Below are 16,266 nucleotides of genomic sequence, written 5' to 3' on the forward strand. Positions count from 1 at the left end.
TCGATTCACGCAAAACGACGGTAGCAGGACCGCCGACCCGCCTGCAAGGACCTCGTCGTCCGTTCCCCGCCCGCCGGGCGGGCCCGGAGGTCACGACGTGGGCGACGACCCGCCCGCCCCCGCGCGAGCGCGGCCGGGCACGAGGGACGAGGCCCGCACGACGAGCTCGGGCTGGAACACCACGTGCTCCGCGGGCTCGCCCGGCCCGCGCGCGAGCAGCAGGTCGGCGGCGCGGTACCCCATCTCGAGCGCCGGCTGGCGCACGGACGTCAGGGGCATCGCCAGCTCGCTCGCGATGTCGATGTCGTCGTACCCGACGCACGCCACGCGCGACAGGAGCGCCGTCCCCCCCAGGCGTCGCAGCGCACGCTGCACGCCGACCGCGACGAGGTCGTTGACGCACAGCACGGCCTCGGGCGGCCGGCCGCCCGACGCATCGACGAGCCGACCCATCGCGACGTCGCCCCCACCCGCGTCCAGGGACGTCAGCCGGACCTCCTCCACCACGACGTCCGGGTCGAGCCCCGCGTCGGCCACCGCCTCGCGGATCCCCCGCAGCCGGTCGGCGCACTGCCGGATGGTGTGCGGCCCGTTGAGGAACGTCAGCCGCCGGTACCCCAGCTCGAGCAGGTGGCGCGCGGCCAACGCGCCGCCGGCCGCGTCGTCGACCGACACGGACGACAGGTCGGGCGACGAGGACGCCGCGTCGAGGAGGACCACCCGCACGCCCCGGCGCTGCACCGCCCGCAGGGGCTCGACGTCGAGCGACCCGGGCACGACGAGGAGCCCGACGACGCCCTTCTCCTCGAACAGCCGCAGGTAGCGCGCCTCGCGGGCAGGGTCGTCGTCGGAGCTGGCCAGCATGAGCGTGTGGTCGGCCGCCGTCAGCCGGTCCTCGATGCCGCGTGCGACCTCGGTGAAGAACGGGTTGCGGATGTCCAGCAGGATCGCGCCGACCGTCGTGATGGTGCCCGCGCGGAGCTGGCGCGCCAGCCCGTTGGGCACGAAGGACAGCTCCTCGATCGCCGCCTCCACCCGGGCGCGCGTCGCGGGCGCGACCGTCTCCGGGCGGTTGAGCACGTTGGACACGGTCCCCACGGACACACCCGCCTGACGGGCGACGTCCGCGACGGACGCGCGGCGGGGCGTCGTCGCTCGCGGCACGCGTGGATCCTTCCACAGGTCGGGGCCGCCTCCGGCCGTCGCCGCGCAGGGAGCGCGCCCGCGCGCCTACACGTCTGCGAGGCGCCGTTCCGCGCGCTCCCAGGCCGCGGCGCCGGCGGCCGTCGGCTCGTACCGCACGAGGTCGCCCGACGCGCGGACGACCTCGCGGACCGCGGGCAGGCCGCCCTCGAGGTGGCCGAGCGCCACCGCCTGCACGAGCAGGTTGCCCATGGCCGTGCCCTCGACCGGGCCGGCGACCACCGGCAGACCGGTCGCGTCCGCGGTGAGCCGGCACAGCAGCGCGTTGCGCGAGCCGCCGCCGACGACGTGCACCACGTCGACGTCGACCCCCGCCAGCTCACCCGCGGTGCGGACGGCCCGGCGGTAGGCGAGGGCCAGCGAGTCGAGGATGCACCTCGTCACCTCCGCCGGGCTCTCCGGCACGGGCCCGACGCCACCGCCGGTCCGCCGGGCGGCGGCGACGACGCGCGCCGGCATGTCGCCCGGCGGCGCGAAGGCCGGGTCGTCGACGTCGACCACCGCCCGCAGCGGCGGCACCTCCGCGGCTGCGGCGAGCAGGTCCGTCAGCTCCTGGGGGCGGCCCTGCGCCCGCCAGGTGCGCAGGGACTCCTGCAGCAGCCACAGCCCGGCGACGTTGCGCAGGAAGCGGACCGTGCCCTCGACGCCGCGCTCGTTGCTGAAGTTCGCGGCCCGGCCCGCCTCCGACAGCACCGGCTCAGGCCGCTCCAGCCCGACGAGGGACCACGTGCCCGACGAGATGTACGCGGACCGCTCGGACGTCAGCGGGACCGCCGCGACCGCCGACGCCGTGTCGTGCGACCCGACGGCGACGACCTGCGCGCCGGACAGCCCGAGGCCGGCGGCGACGGGGTCCAGCACCGACCCGAGAACGGTCCCCGGGAGGACGACCTCGGGCAGGAGCCGGGACAGGTCCTCCCCCGTGACGGCCTTCAGCGCGTCGAGGGCGGCCCCGCTCCACGTCAGCGTGGCGGCGTCGACCATCGCGGTCGTGGACGCGTTGGTGAGCTCCGCCACGCGGCGGCCGGTGAGCCAGAAGCCCAGGAGGTCGGGGACCAGCAGCAGGTCCTCGGCCGCACGCACCCGGGCGCTGCCCGCCTCGGCCACGAGCTGGAAGAGCGTGTTGAAGGGCTGCACCTGGATGCCCGTCCGCTCGTACAGCGCGGCGGCCGGCAGCGCCTCGAAGAGCCGCTCGGGCGCCCCCTGCGTCCGCGCGTCGCGGTAGTGCACGGGGTTGCCCAGCAGCTCGCCGTCGCCGTCGAGCAGCCCGTAGTCGACCGCCCACGTGTCGACGCCGATGCCGGCGACGGGTCCGTGGTCACGGGCGGCGACGGCCAGCCCTTCGCGCACCCCCTGCCACAGGGAGAGCACGTCCCACGACAGCCGCTCACGGGCGCCGCCCACGCTCCACGCCGTCGTCGTCACCGGGGTGTTGGCGAACCGGCCGACCTCGTGCGTGACCAGCCGTCCCTCGACGAGCCGGCCGGTGAGAACACGTCCGCTGGAGGCCCCGAGGTCGACGGCCGCCAGCGTCGGTGACCGCCGGTCCACTCAGGCCCCCCAGCCGGCCTGCTGCCCGCCCACGCGCTCGGCGACCGTGCGCTCCGCGTAGCCGGACGCCCGGTACGCCGCCAGCGGGTCCGCGGGCAGCCCGCGCTCCTCCCGCCAGGCGGCGAGGTCGGGCCGCACGTCGGTGTAGAAGGCGTCCATGACCAGGCCGTTGGCACCCAGCACGTCCCCGGCGTCCTGCGCCGCCCGCAGCGCCTCCTGGTCGACGAGGAGGGCGCGCGCGGTCATCTCCTGCACGTTGAGCACGGACCGGATCTGGCCGGGGATCTTGTCCTCGACGTTGTGGCACTGGTCGAGCATGAACGCCACCGGCGAGCCCTCCTCCAGGCCGCCCCCGCGGACGACCTCGAAGAGGATGCGGAACAGCTGGAAGGGGTCGGCCGCGCCGACGATGAGGTCGTCGTCGGCGTAGAAGCGGGAGTTGAAGTCGAAGGAGCCCAGCCGGCCCAGGCGGATGAGCTGGGCGACGATGAACTCGATGTTCGTGCTCGGCGCGTGGTGCCCCGTGTCGAGGCACACCATGGCCCGCTCCCCCAGCGCCGTGACGTGCGCGTAGGAGGTGCCCCAGTCCGGCACGTCCATCGTGTAGAAGTACGGCTCGAAGATCTTGTACTCCAGCACGAGCCGCTGCTCGGGGCCCAGCCGGTCGTAGATCGTCCGCAGGGACTCCGCGAGGCGGTCCTGGCGGCCCCGGATGTCCCCCTGCCCCGGGTAGTTGGTGCCGTCCGGCAGCCAGATCTTCAGGTCCTGCGACCCGGTCTCGTGCATGACGTCGATGCACGCGAAGTGGTGGTCGACCGCCTTCCGGCGGATGCGCGGGTCCGTGTGGGTCAGGGAGCCGAGCTTGTAGTCGTCGTCCTGGAACGTGTTGGAGTTGATGGTCCCCAACCGCACGCCCAGGTCCTCGGCGTACGCGGCCAGCTTGCCCCAGTCGTCGACCAGGTCCCACGGGATGTGCAGCGCGACGGACGGCGCCAGCCCTGTGAGGCGGTGGACCTCCGCCGCGTCCTCGAGCTTCTCCTGCACGGTCCGCGGGGTGCCGGGGGTGCTGAACACCTTGAACCGGGTGCCGGCGTTGCCGAAGGCCCAGCTCGGCAGCTCGATGGCCTGCCGCTCGAGCGTGCGCAGGACGGTGGGGTCGATGGTCACGGCAGGTCCTCGGGTGTCTCGACGATGACGACCCGTGAATCGTTTCATCGGCGCGGCCGAGGTGTCAAGCACCGGCGGGAGCAGCAGTCGACCGACGAGGGGGCCGGCCCTCGTCCGGCCGACCCCCTCTGCAAGCCCTCCCGCACGTCCGTCGCGCGGGACCGCTCGTCAGTCCTTCCAGACCTTCCAGGGCGCCTCGTCGGCGTCCCAAAGGGCGTTGAGGTCCGTCCAGTCGCGGAACGTGTCCATGCCGGCCCAGAAGCCGGAGTGCCCGTACACGCCGAGCTGCCCGTCCCGCGCCGCGCGCTGCAGGGGCGCCCGCTCGAGCAGCAGCCCGGGGTCCGTGTCGAGGTAGCGGTCGAGGAACGGCCGCTCGAAGAAGAAGTACCCGCCGCTGACCCAGCCCGTCGTGCTCTGCGGCTTCTCGAGGAAGGCCTCGACCTTCGTCCCCGAGGCGTCGGCCGTCATCTCGCCGAAGCGGCTGGTCGGCCGCACGCCCGTGACGGTCGCGGCCAGGCCGGAGGCCCGGTGCTGCGCCAGCTCGGCGGTGAGGTCGACGTCGCCGACGCCGTCGCCGTACGTCAGCGCGAAGGTCGAGTCGCCGATGTAGTCGGCGACCCGCTTGATGCGGGCGCCCGTACCGGTGAGCAGGCCCGTCTCGGCGAAGGTGACCTCCCAGTCCACGTCGCCGCCCGACCCGTGGAAGCGCGGCGTGTGGTCGCCGCCCACGTGCAGCGTGAAGTCCTCGGAGTGCTCGCGCATGTCGAGGAAGTACCGCTTGATGAGGTCGCCCTTGTAGCCCAGGCAGAGCACGAAGCGCCGGAACCCGTGCGCCTCGTACGTCTTCATGATGTGCCACAGGATCGGCTTGCCGCCGATGTCGACCAGCGGCTTGGGGAGCTTCTCGCTCGCCTCGCGCAGCCGCGTGCCCATGCCGCCGCACAGGATCACCACGGGGATGTCCGCCGGGTCGAGGCCTGTCGTCGGTGCTGCCATGTCGTGCCTTTCCGTCCGTCCGCTGTCGCTCCGACCGTAGGGCGCTCTGCGTCCCTCCGGCGCCCCCGGTGGCCTTTCTCACCCGCGTCTCACCCGTCGGTGCGAGGTGCCCGGTTTGTCCGAGCCTCTACCGTGGGCAGGTCGTCCCGCGTGCGGGAGCACCCCGCGTCCTGGCGGCGACGACCTCCGCGGCCCGCGTCGGGCCGAGAACGAAAGGGACCACGTGCGCATCCTTGTCACCGGCACCGAGGGCTACCTCGGTTGCCTGCTGGCCCCCACGCTCGTCGAGGCGGGGCACCAGGTCGTCGGCCTCGACACCGGGTACTACAAGCAGGGCTGGCTCTACCAGGGCGTGCCGCTCACCGTCGAGACCCTCGCCAAGGACATCCGGGACGTCACGGAGGCCGACTTCGAGGGCGTGGACGCCGTCGTGCACATGGCCGAGCTGTCGAACGACCCGCTCGGCGACCTCCTGGGCGAGATCACCTACCAGGTCAACCACCAGGCGTCCGTGCATGTCGCGACGACGGCCAAGCGCGCCGGCGTCGAGCGGTTCGTGTACATGTCCTCGTGCAGCGTGTACGGCGTGGCGGACGGCACGGTCGACGAGACGTCGCCGGTGAACCCGCAGACGGCCTACGCGGTCTGCAAGTCGCTCGTCGAGCGGGACCTCGCGCCGATGGCGGACGACTCGTTCTCCCCCACGTTCCTGCGCAACGCGACGGCGTTCGGCGCCTCGCCGCGCATGCGGTTCGACATCGTGCTGAACAACCTCTCGGGGCTGGCCTTCACGACGGGTGAGATCGCGATGACCTCCGACGGGACGCCGTGGCGGCCCCTCGTGCACGGCCTGGACATCGCCAAGGCGATCCGCGCCGTGCTCGACGCCCCGCGCGAGGCCGTGCACAACCAGGTCCTCAACGTCGGCAGCGACGCGCAGAACTACCAGGTCCGGGAGATCGCGGAGACCGTCGCGGCCGCGTTCCCGGGGTGCAAGCTGTCCTTCGGGGAGCCCGGCGCCGACAACCGCAGCTACAAGGTGAACTTCGACAAGATCGGCGACGTCCTGCCGGGCTTCACCTGCGACTGGGACGCCGCGCGCGGCGCCCGGCAGCTCGCGGAGGTCTTCTCCCGCATCCAGCTCGACGCGGAGACGTTCACAGGCCGCGGGCACACGCGCCTCAAGCAGCTCCAGCACCTGCTGGACACCCGGCAGCTCGACGACTCCCTGCGGTGGGTGGCCTGATGCGCCTCGAGCCCACCGCCATCGCGGGGGTCTACGTCGTCGAGCTCGAGCTGCGCCAGGACGAGCGCGGCTTCTTCGCGCGGTCCTTCGACCAGGCGGTCTTCGCCGAGCACGGGCTGGAGAACGTCGTCGAGCAGGCCAACGTGAGCTTCAACGTCGCGGCGGGGACGCTCCGCGGGATGCACCTGCAGGTGGCGCCCGCGCCCGAGGCGAAGCTGGTGCGCTGCACGCGGGGCGCGATCGTCGACAAGATCGTCGACGTGCGGGACGGGTCGCCCACGTACCTGCAGCACGTGTCCGTCGAGCTGACGGCCGAGAACCACCGCGCGCTGTACGTGCCGCCGTTCTTCGCGCACGGCTACCAGACGCTCGTGCCGGACACGGAGGTGATCTACCAGGTGAGCGGGCGGTACACCCCGGAGGCGGAGCGCGGCCTGCGGTTCGACGACCCGGTGCTCGGGCTCGAGTGGCCGCTGCCCGTCGACGCGACCTCGCCGAAGGACGCGTCCTGGCCCCTCGTCGACCCGGCGACGCGTCGCCCGCACTTCGCCGGGGAGGCCGCGTGATCCTCCTCGACACGGCGCTCGCGCGCCGGCAGGCCGAGGGCCGCCCGATCCGCGTCGGGATGGTCGGCGCGGGCTTCCAGGGCAAGGGCTTCGCCAACCAGGTCGTCAACAGCGTGCCCGGCATGACGCTCGTCGCCGTCGCCAACCGCACGGTCGAGCGCGGCGTGGCGGCGTACGCCTACGCAGGCGTCGAGGACGTCGAGGTGGTCTCGGCCGCCGACGCCCTCGACCGCGCGATCGCCCACGGCCGCCCCGCCGTCACCGACGACTGGTCGCTCCTCGTCGGCTCCGACGCGGTCGACTGCCTCGTCGACGTCACCGGGGCCGTCGAGTTCGGCGCGCACCTCACGGTCGCCGCCATCGAGGCGGGCAAGCCGCTCGTGACGATGAACGCCGAGCTCGACGGCACCGTCGGCCCGCTGCTGGCCGAACGCGCGCGACGGGCCGGCGTGGTGCTCACCGGCGCCGACGGCGACCAGCCCGGTGTCGAGATGAACCTCCTGCGGTTCGTCCGCGGCATCGGCGCCACGCCGCTCGTCGCCGGCAACATCAAGGGCCTGCAGGACCCCTACCGCAACCCGACGACCCAGAAGGGGTTCGCCGAGCGGTGGGGGCAGGACCCGGCCATGGTGACGAGCTTCGCGGACGGCACCAAGATCTCCTTCGAGCAGGCGATCGTCGCCAACGCCGCGGGGTTCACGGTGCCGAGGCGGGGCATGAACGGCTGGGACCACGCGGGCCACGTCGACGAGCTGGTCTCGCGGTACGACGTCGACGAGCTCGTCGCGCTCGGCGGGGTCGTCGACTACGTGGTCGGCAGCAAGCCGGGGCCGGGGGTCTTCGTGCTCGCCACCCACGACGACCCGAAGCAGCAGCACTACCTCAATCTGTACAAGCTGGGCGAGGGGCCGCTCTACAGCTTCTACACGCCCTACCACCTGTGCCACTTCGAGGTGCCGAACACGGTGGTGCGCGCGGTGGACTTCGCCGACCCGGCCCTGGCGCCGACCGGTGGCCCCCGCGTGGAGGTCGTCACCACGGCCAAGCGCGACCTGCCGGCCGGGCACGTGCTCGACGGGCTGGGCGGCTACGACACCTACGGCCAGGCCGAGGACTACCCGAGGGCCCGGGCCGCGGACCTGCTGCCGCAGGGCGTGGCGGTCGACTGCCGGCTGCGCCGCGCGGTCGCCAAGGACGAGGTGCTCACCTACGCCGACGTCGAGCTCCCGGCGGGGCGGCTCGTCGACCGGCTGCGGGAGGAGCAGACCGCGCTGTTCGGCTGACCCTCCGGACGACCGTTCGGGTGACCGGACGACGAGGGCCGGGCCGCCGGGGACGACGTCCCCCGCGGCCCGGCCCTCGTCGTCGGTCCTACGCCGTGCTGCCGGCCCGCGCCGGTGATGCGCCCCCGGTCGTTCCCGGCGTCGTTCCCGGCGTCGTCCCCGGCACGGAGCGCGGCCGGACGGGGAAGCGCCCGTGCACCGCGTTCCGGGCGACCTCGGCCACCTCGTGCGCGAGCTTGGGCTTCGTGTAGCCGGCGTACCGGCGCAGGGCCCACAGGCACCGCGCGGTCTCGACCGGCGGCAGCCCGGCGCGCCGCAGGCCGCCGAGGAAGCCGCCGAGCAGGTCGAGGTACGGCAGGGGGATCTCCGGCACGTCCCCGCCGGTGAAGACCGGGTAGCGCGTGCGCAGGTCCGTCGAGCGCGTCACCCGACCGCCGAACTCGCGGCGGTGGAAGTGCACCTCGTCGACCTCGACGAGCCGCCCGTGCAGTCCGAGCTCGGCCAGGAGCGCCCGGTCGGAGCTCGGGTACGCGCCGTGCAGGCCCGTCCGGCGCAGCACCTCGATGCGGGTCAGCCCGAAGACCTGCACCGACGGCCAGCCGCGATGGGTGAGCGCCTCGAAGCGCTCGTGCGGCGTCGGCGCGTCCATGGCGATGTCGTTGGGCACGGGGCCGGTGATCGTGCCGTGCTCGTCCATGTCGAGCGTCCGGCAGTGGGCGAGGACGGCCGTCGGGTCGCTCTCCAGCCGCTCCACCGTCGCCCGCAGGTAGCCCGGCAGGTGCACGTCGTCGGCCGCCGCCCACTTGAAGTAGCGGCCGCGCGCCAGGGGGACGGCCCGGTTCCAGTTCCACGCCAGCCCGCGGTTCACCTCCGAGCGCACGTACCGGATCCGCGGGTCCTGCCGCATCCAACCCTCGACCATGGCCCGCGTGCCGTCGGTGGACGCGTTGTCCGTGACGACGAGCTCGAAGTCCTCGAGGTCCTGGGCCAGCAGCGACTCCACCGCCGGGACGAGGAAGCGCTCGGCGTTGTACACCGGCAGCGCGACGGTGACGAGGGGGTCGGTCACGGGCGGGCCTCCGGCAGGATCGGTGCGGGCACGACGAGGGAGCGGTCGAGGGCGGCGACGTCGGGGGACCCGACCAGCGCCATGGCGTGGGACAGCTCGGCGCGCACCTGGTCGAGCAGGTCCGCGACGCCGTCCGCACCGCCCGCCGCGAGCGCCCACAGGACGGGCCGCCCGAGCAGCACCGCGTCGGCCCCGAGGGCGAGGGCGACGAGCACGTCGAGCCCCGAGCGGACGCCGCCGTCGACGAGGACGGGGGCCCGGCCGCCGACCGCGTCGACCACCTCCGCGAGCGCCAGCGCGGCCGGCACCGCCCTGTCGAGCTGGCGACCGCCGTGGTTGGAGACGACGACGCCCGCCGCGCCCGCGTCGAGGCACCGCACGGCCTCGTCGCCGCGCAGGACGCCCTTGACGAGGACCGGCAGCCCGCTGACCTCCTGGAGCCAGGCGATGACGTCGGTGTCGATCGACGGGTCCTGCTCCGTGAGCGCGGGCACGTCGGGGTCGGCCGGCAGGTGCTCGGCGAGGTTGACGAGGAAGTGCTCGGCCGACAGCGGGATGCGTACCCCGCCGACCGCCCGCTTGGCGCCGACGTAGGGCGTGTCGCCGGTGAGCAGCAGAGCGCGCGCCCCGGCGGCCGCCGCCCGCTCGACGAGGGCCCGCGTGAGCGAGCGGTCGCGCATGACGTAGACCTGGAACCACCACGGACCGGCCGCCGCCGCGACGTCCTCGATCCGCAGGGAGCACCGCGTCGACAGGACGAACAGCCCGCCCGTCCGGTCCGTGCCCGCCGCGGTCGCGCGCTCGGCCTCGGGGTGCGCCAGCGCGTGGAAGGCCATGGGGGCGACGCCGACCGGCAGGGCGAGGTCGGTGCCGAGCAGCCGCGCCGCCGTGCTGACGGTCCGCACGTCGCGCAGCGTGCGCGGACGCAGCCGGAAGGCCGACCAGGCGCGCGCGGCCTCCGCGAGCGTCGTCTCGGCGCCGGAGCCGGACGCGTAGTACGCGTACACCTCCGGCGGCAGGAGCGTGCGGGCCAGCTCCTCCCGGTCCGCGGTCCCGGTGCCGGGCCGCTCGGTGAGCGTCTGCGCCACGCGTGGGTCTCCCTCCGTCGCGCGGCGGACCACCGCCGCCGTCGCCGCGTGCACGCTAGCCGAGCGGCCCTCGCGCGCACGCGCCGGACGGGGGTCGCCCCGGTCACACCGGGACGCCGTCCCGCGGTCCCGGCTCGTCGGCGTCGGGCGGACGCACTGCTCCGAACGTGTGGACCGCGCCGCGACGTGCCCCGTCCGGCTCAGGGATTTCACCCGCGCGACCGACCTCCGGAGCATGCCTCGTCGCCGTGCCGCCACCCGTGCCGCCACCCGTGCCGCCACCCGTGCGCCACGCCGCCTGCCCCTGCTCGGCGGGATCACCGCCGTGCTCGCCGCCGCGCTCGTCGCCCCGCTGGCCGCCGCCCCGGCCGCCGCCACGGCCACCACGGACAGCACCGGCACGTCGGCCGTGCGGGTGACCCTCGCCGGCGCACCCTTCCGGGACGCGGCGGGCCGGACGTGGGCGGCGGCGACGGGCACCGTCGGCGGCCGCGCCGCGACGACGCCCCTGACCTCGGTGGCCGGCACCACCGACGACGGCCTCTACGCGCGGCCCCGCGTCGGGCTGTCGGCGCAGCCGGTGCGGGTTCCCGCGGCCGGCACCTACCGCATGACGCTGCACCTCGTCGAGAACTACCACACCGCCGTCGGGCGGCGCGTGCTCTCGGTCACCGCCGAGGGGCGGCCGGTCGTCACGGGGCTGGACCTCGTCGCGACGGCCGGCCCGCGCACGGCCCACCGCGTCACGGCCGACGTCGAGGTGCGCGACGGCGTGCTCGACCTCGCGCTCACGGCGTCGCGCGACCTCACGACGCTGTCAGCGGTCGAGGCCGTGCTCCTGCCGACCACCAGCACGGGCGGTGCGGCCACCGACGCCGCCCCGACCACCCGTCCGGCGTTCCCGCTGCGCGCGTCCGCCGACGGCACCCGCCTCGTCGACGCCGTCGGCGCCCCCTTCACCTACCTCGCCGACACGCCGTGGCTCGCGCCGACGAGCCTCGACCAGGCGGCCACCCGCGCGCTGCTCGACACCCGCGCCGCGCAGGGCTTCACCGCCGTCCAGCTCTCGGCGCTGGCCTTCCTGCACCGCGACGACCCGCGCAACGCGTACGGCGACCTGCCCTTCGTCGGGGGGACGGACCTGGCGCGGCCGCTCGAGGTCGGCGCGCGCACCACCGACCCCGCCAGCCCGGACTACGACTACTGGGACCACCTCGACTGGGTGGTGGACCAGGCGGCCCAGCGCGGGCTCGCCGTGACGCTGGTGCCCTCCTGGTACGGCTACGCCGGGGAGGACTGGCGTCGCCACCTGACGACGACGGCCGCGACGTCCTACGGACGCTTCCTCGCCACCCGCCTCGGCGACGCCCCCAACCTCGTGTGGATGCTCGGCGGGGACAACAACCCGACGTCCGACGACACGGCCCGCGTCCCCGCCGGCGGGGACCGTTCCGACCGCACCGCCGCCACCGACGCCATGGCTGCCGCGATCCGGGCCGCCGAGCCCGTCCGTCACCTCATGACGTACCACGCCCGCCGCACGGTCAGCAGCCTCGTGCACTTCGGCGACCGGCCCTGGCACACCCTCGTCTCCGCCTACGCCGACGAGCGCGTCGCCGCCGCGGTCGCCGCCGCGAGCGGTCGGGGCCGCCCCGTCGTCGTCACCGAGGCCTACTACGACGGCCGGACCAGCACGCCCGTGCTCGACGCGCGCCGGCTGCGCACGCAGGCGTGGGCCGCGGTGCTGGGTGGCGCGGGGTACGCCTACGGGCACGAGGCGGTGTGGGACCTGGACGGCACGTGGCGGACCGCCCTGTCGGCGCCCTCGGCCGCGGACGTGACGCGGCTGCGGACCCTGCTGCGGCCCCTCGGCCCCGTGCGTCCCGGGCCGACGGTCCTCCTCGCCGGCGCGGGCGACCCGGCCACGACGGACCGCGCGGTCACGGGCTGCGCCGGCCGCACCGCCCTCACCTACGTGCCGACGCCCCGCACGCTGACGGTGGACCTCGCCGCGCTCGGCGGCACCACCGTCCGCCTGGCGTGGCTGTCCCCCGCCACGGGCGTGCGCAACGAGCTCGGCGACCGCCCCGCGAGCGGGAGCGTGCGCCTGACGACGCCCGGCACCGCGGACGCCGTGCTCGTCATCGAGGCGCGGTAGGAGAAGGGCCGGTCCGACGCCTGACGCCCGACGCTCGGCGGACAGGGCCCACCGCCCCCGTGACAGGCTGGGCCGGTGCGCGCGTCACGGTCCCCCTCCCCCGGCCCGCTCCCGTCCGTGGCCCTCGTCGCCCTCGTGGCCGCCCTCCTCGTGGTGGTGCTCGTCGTGGTCGTCGTGCTGGTGCGGCGCGACCGGGGCGACGAGGCGCCCGCCGCGCCGGCCTGGCCCCTCGCCGCGTCCGAGGACGGCACGGGGCTGGTCGACGCGGACGGGCGGCCGGTGCTCTACCTGGCCGACACGGTGTGGCTGGCGGCGGCCCGGCTGGACCAGGAGGGCCTGCGCACGCTCGTCGAGACCCGCGCGGAGCAGGGGCTGACCGCGCTGCAGGTGTCCGTCCTGCCCTTCGTGCACCTGCCGGGCCCGGCGGGGTTCGAGGACGACCCGCTGGCCAACGCGTACGGCGACCGCCCGCTCGAGGACGGCGACCTGGGCCGGCCCCTCGAGGTCGGCGGGCGCACGGACGACCCGACGGACGGCGACTACGACTACTGGGACCACGTCGACCACCTCGTGACGCTCGCCGCGGAGCACGGGCTCACCGTCACCCTGGTGCCGTCCTGGTACGGCTACCGCGGCGAGGACTGGCGCGGCGCCCTGGGCGTCGACGACGCCCGCGCCTACGGCGCGTTCCTCGGGGAGCGGCTCGGCCACCACCCGAACCTGCTGTGGCTGCTGGGCGGCGACGACGACGTGCGCGGCGACGTGGACCGCGTCGACCCCGCGGCTGCGGGCCGGGAGGAGGTGCGCGACGCGCGGGCGGCGACGCGGGCGATGGCGGAGGCCATCCGGGACGCGGAGGCCGTGCCGCACCTCATGAGCTACCACGCCTCGCGCGGGACGAGCAGCCTCGTGGACCTCGCGGACGAGGACTGGCAGACCTTCGTCTCGGCCTACTCCGGCACGGCGACGGCAGCCGCGGTGGCGCAGGTGACCGGCACGGGCCGGCCGGTCGTCCTCACGGAGGCGTACTACGACGGCCGCGAGGACGACCCGGTGCTCGACCGGGCGGACCTGCGCGCGCAGGCCTGGGGCGCCGTGCTGGGCGGCGCCGGGTTCGCGGCGGGGCACGAGGGCGTGTGGGACCTGGACCCCGGGCACGGGCCCGACAGCGAGGAGGGCGGCCGGTGGGAGGACCTGCTCGACGCCCCGAGCGCCGGCGACCTCGGCGTCCTCGCGACGGCCGTGCGGGACCGCCTGCCCCTGCGGCCGGCGGCCGGCCTCCTCGCCGGCGGGGAGGACCTGGGCGAGGACCTGGACGACGACGAGCTCGAGGGGGACGCCCGGCCCGCACCCGTGACGGCGGCGGTGTCCGGCGACGGACGCACCGCGCTCGTCCACGTCCCCCGGGGCGGCGAGGTCGACCTCCGGGTCCGCGAGCTGCCCGCCGCCCTGCGGCCCGAGGACGGCCGTCCGGCCGGCGTCGCCTGGCTCGACCCCGCCACCGGGGGTACGACCGACGCGGGCCGCCTCGACCCCGCCGATGCGGACGGGGACGGCGTGGTGACCCTGCGGGCCCCCGAGGGGGCCGGCTCCCCCGACGTCGTGCTCGTGCTCACCGCCGGCTGACCGCGCCCGCGCCTACACCGTGCCGGGGTCCTCCAGCCGCACCGCGAGCAGGGCGATGTCGTCCCCCTCGTCGCCCATGGCCGCCAGCAGGTGGTCGCACAGCGCGTCGGGGTCGGCGGGACCCGCCGCCACGGCTGCGCGCAGCCGGTCGAGCCCGACCTGCAGGTGCTCCCCCCGCCGCTCGACGAGCCCGTCGGTGTAGGCCAGCAGCGTCGTGCCCGGGGGCAGGTGCCGCTCGGCGCTCGTGCGCGGCCCCGGGTCGACGCCCAGCAGGAGGTGGCGGGCCTCGTCCACGGACGCCACCTGCCCGTCGGGGTGGCGCAGCAGCAGGGGCGGGTGGCCCGCGCTCGTGGAGGTCAGCAGCCAGCCGCCGTCCTCGCGGTCGAGCCGGGCGTAGGCCAGGGTCGCGATCGTCGCGATCCCGAGGCCCACGACGAGCTCGTCCACCCGCTCGACGACCGCTGCCGTCGAGCGGCCGGGCGTGCCCCAGGCCGCCGCGCGCAGGAGCCCGCGCAGGTGCCCCATCCGCGCGGCCGCCAGGACGTCGTGCCCCACGACGTCCCCGACCGCCACGCCGACGGCTCCCCCCGGGAGGTCGACGAGCTCGTAGAAGTCGCCGCCGACCTGGGCGCCCGACTCCGAGGCCCGGTACCGGGCCGCCGCCGTCACGCCCGGCACGGCGGGCAGGTCGGGCAGGAGGCTGCGCTGCAACGTCTCGGCGATGCGGTGCTGCGCCTGGTAGAGGCGGGCGTTGTCGAGGATGATGCCGGCCCGCCGGCCGAGCTCGAGCGCGAGGTCCAGGTCGTCATCGGTGTGCGGCGGGGAGGCGGGGCCGCGGGCGAGGACCATCACGTCGGCCACCCGCTGGCGACCGGGCAGGGCGACGATGAGCACCGACGAGCGGCCCAGCCCGTCGCCCTCGTCGAGGACCGACGGGTCGGTCACCCACTCCTCGCGCTCCTCGCGCCGCGACGGCGCGTCGTAGTCCGCGATGCGGCGCGCGAGGCGCCCCTGCAGCAGCGCCGGGATGACCGGTCCGGGCGCCAGGGCCGACCGCACCCGGTCGACGTACGCCTCGAGCTGCGGCGTGCGCGCCGCGTCGCGGTGGCGGGCGGACACCTCCTGGACCCGGCCGCGCTCGTCGGTGGAGGCGATCATGACCCAGTCCCCGAGGCGGGGCAGCACGAGGTCGGCCAGGCGCTCGCGCACCTCGGCCACCTCGAGGCTGCCGGCCAGGCGGGTGGTCGCGCGGGCCAGCAGGTCGAGGCGCTGCTGGGCGCGCTCCGCCAGCGACCGGGCGCGGCGCTCGGCGTCGAGGGCGGCGTCCCGCTCCTCGTCGGCGAGGACGCGGGCGGTCACGTCGGCCTGGATGCCGACGAAGTGGGTCAGCTCCCCGTCCGGGCCGTGGATGGGGCTCATGGCGACCTGGTTCCAGAAGGCCGTGCCGTCCTTGCGGTAGTTGAGCAGGGTGACGGTCACGTCCTGCCCGGCGTCCAGCGCCGTCCGCATGCGCTGCCGCGTCGCGTCGTCGGTGCCCGGACCCTGCAGGAACCGGCAGTTCTTCCCGAGCACCTCCTCCGGCGCGTAGCCCGTCGTGGCCGTGAAGGCAGGGTTCACCCAGACGAGCGGCAGGTCGTCGGCGCGCGCGTCGGCCACGGTGAAGGAGAGCCCCGTGGCCAGGACCGCGCGGTCGCGCAGCTCGGCCTGGGTCTGCGCGGCGTCGATCGCCGCCTGGACCTCCCCGCGGCGCGCCAGCGGCAGCAGGACCACGAGGGCGTGACCGGGCAGCATCGGCGCGTCGAGCATCGGCAGCGCCACCACCCACAGGGGCGCCCGCTCCACGCCGAGCTCGCTGGTGCGGGCGGCGGAGACGGCCTCCCCGGTCACCGGCTCGGAGCGGGCGATGCGGGACAGCGGGTGCGCCGTGTCGGACAGCTCGGCGCCCTCGACGTCGCGCAGGTCCGCCAGGTCCGACCAGGCGTCCAGCCCGACGGGCAGGCGGGCCGCCGGCGCGAGCTGCTCGGCCACCGGGTTGGTGTAGACCACCGTGCGCCGCTCGAGGTCGACGAGCAGGACGGCGGCCGGCGCGGACCCGGTCACGAGGGCCAGGTCCAGCGACGCGGGGACCGCCGCCGCGGTCCCGTCGGGGACGGCGGACGCATCGGGTCCGACCAGCTGCTCGGTCACGGCGAGAGTATGCGGGGGGCGACCTGCGGTCGCCACGCCGACCCGGGGGCGGGACCGTCCGTCGCTCTCAGCCCCGTCCGACGACGACACGCAGGTCGTTGACGATGTCGACGTCAACATCTAGCG

At 75.5% G+C, this 16,266-nt stretch carries 12 protein-coding genes; 5 read left to right on the forward strand and 7 right to left on the reverse strand.

Annotated elements, in window-relative coordinates:
* Nucleotides 1–90: 90 nt before the first annotated feature.
* The 4 genes from AC2TDM_RS09475 to AC2TDM_RS09490 form a co-directional block, all read right to left on the reverse strand.
* Nucleotides 91–1,164 (reverse strand): LacI family DNA-binding transcriptional regulator, encoded by a 1,074-nt coding sequence (locus AC2TDM_RS09475; protein ID WP_484634455.1) that lies wholly within the window; start codon nucleotides 1,162–1,164, stop codon nucleotides 91–93.
* A gap of 66 nt (nucleotides 1,165–1,230) precedes the next feature.
* Nucleotides 1,231–2,754 (reverse strand): rhamnulokinase, encoded by a 1,524-nt coding sequence (locus AC2TDM_RS09480; protein ID WP_484634456.1) that lies wholly within the window; start codon nucleotides 2,752–2,754, stop codon nucleotides 1,231–1,233.
* Nucleotides 2,755–3,921, reverse strand: coding sequence for an L-rhamnose isomerase (gene rhaI, locus AC2TDM_RS09485; RefSeq protein ID WP_484634457.1), 1,167 nt, complete (start codon nucleotides 3,919–3,921; stop codon nucleotides 2,755–2,757).
* 168 nt (nucleotides 3,922–4,089) lie between these two features.
* Nucleotides 4,090–4,917 carry a glucose-1-phosphate cytidylyltransferase gene (locus AC2TDM_RS09490; RefSeq protein WP_484634458.1) on the reverse strand — a complete coding sequence of 276 codons (828 nt, stop codon included), beginning with the start codon at nucleotides 4,915–4,917 and terminating at the stop codon, nucleotides 4,090–4,092.
* Between the two features lie 223 nt (nucleotides 4,918–5,140).
* Here AC2TDM_RS09490 and AC2TDM_RS09495 point away from each other — a divergent pair, with 223 nt between their 5' ends.
* From AC2TDM_RS09495 to AC2TDM_RS09505, 3 genes are read left to right on the forward strand one after another with little or no spacing between them, the layout of a single operon-like run.
* Nucleotides 5,141–6,163 (forward strand): NAD-dependent epimerase/dehydratase family protein, encoded by a 1,023-nt coding sequence (locus AC2TDM_RS09495; RefSeq protein WP_484634459.1) that lies wholly within the window; start codon nucleotides 5,141–5,143, stop codon nucleotides 6,161–6,163.
* Nucleotides 6,163–6,729, forward strand: a complete 567-nt coding sequence (locus AC2TDM_RS09500; protein ID WP_484634460.1) for a dTDP-4-dehydrorhamnose 3,5-epimerase family protein — start codon at nucleotides 6,163–6,165, stop codon at nucleotides 6,727–6,729. The genes AC2TDM_RS09495 and AC2TDM_RS09500 overlap by 1 nt, the downstream gene beginning before the upstream one ends.
* Nucleotides 6,726–8,012, forward strand: a complete 1,287-nt coding sequence (locus AC2TDM_RS09505) for an NAD(P)H-dependent oxidoreductase (protein WP_484634461.1) — start codon at nucleotides 6,726–6,728, stop codon at nucleotides 8,010–8,012. The genes AC2TDM_RS09500 and AC2TDM_RS09505 overlap by 4 nt, the downstream gene beginning before the upstream one ends.
* An 88-nt stretch (nucleotides 8,013–8,100) precedes the next feature.
* On the opposite strand, the gene AC2TDM_RS09510 is transcribed toward AC2TDM_RS09505, so the two are convergent.
* Entirely contained in the window at nucleotides 8,101–9,081 is a 981-nt protein-coding gene (locus AC2TDM_RS09510) for a glycosyltransferase family 2 protein (RefSeq protein WP_090034385.1), read from the reverse strand.
* The gene (locus tag AC2TDM_RS09515; RefSeq protein ID WP_484634462.1) at nucleotides 9,078–10,169 is read right to left on the reverse strand and encodes an alpha-hydroxy acid oxidase; all 1,092 of its coding nucleotides are present in this window, start codon (nucleotides 10,167–10,169) and stop codon (nucleotides 9,078–9,080) included. The genes AC2TDM_RS09510 and AC2TDM_RS09515 overlap by 4 nt, the downstream gene beginning before the upstream one ends.
* A 235-nt stretch (nucleotides 10,170–10,404) precedes the next feature.
* Between AC2TDM_RS09515 and AC2TDM_RS09520 the strand changes: the two genes are divergently transcribed.
* Nucleotides 10,405–12,327, forward strand: a complete 1,923-nt coding sequence (locus AC2TDM_RS09520; protein WP_484634463.1) for an apiosidase-like domain-containing protein — start codon at nucleotides 10,405–10,407, stop codon at nucleotides 12,325–12,327.
* Between the two features lie 117 nt (nucleotides 12,328–12,444).
* On the forward strand, nucleotides 12,445–13,953 hold the full coding sequence (locus AC2TDM_RS09525) for an apiosidase-like domain-containing protein (RefSeq protein WP_484634464.1): 1,509 nt from the start codon (nucleotides 12,445–12,447) through the stop codon (nucleotides 13,951–13,953).
* A gap of 12 nt (nucleotides 13,954–13,965) precedes the next feature.
* Here the strand turns inward: AC2TDM_RS09525 and AC2TDM_RS09530 are convergent, their stop codons facing one another.
* A complete protein-coding gene (locus tag AC2TDM_RS09530) occupies nucleotides 13,966–16,140 on the reverse strand; it encodes a PP2C family protein-serine/threonine phosphatase (protein ID WP_484634465.1) in 2,175 nt (724 codons plus the stop codon).
* Nucleotides 16,141–16,266 lie beyond the last annotated feature (126 nt).

It is taken from the genome of Cellulomonas sp. plas2, assembly GCF_057221735.1.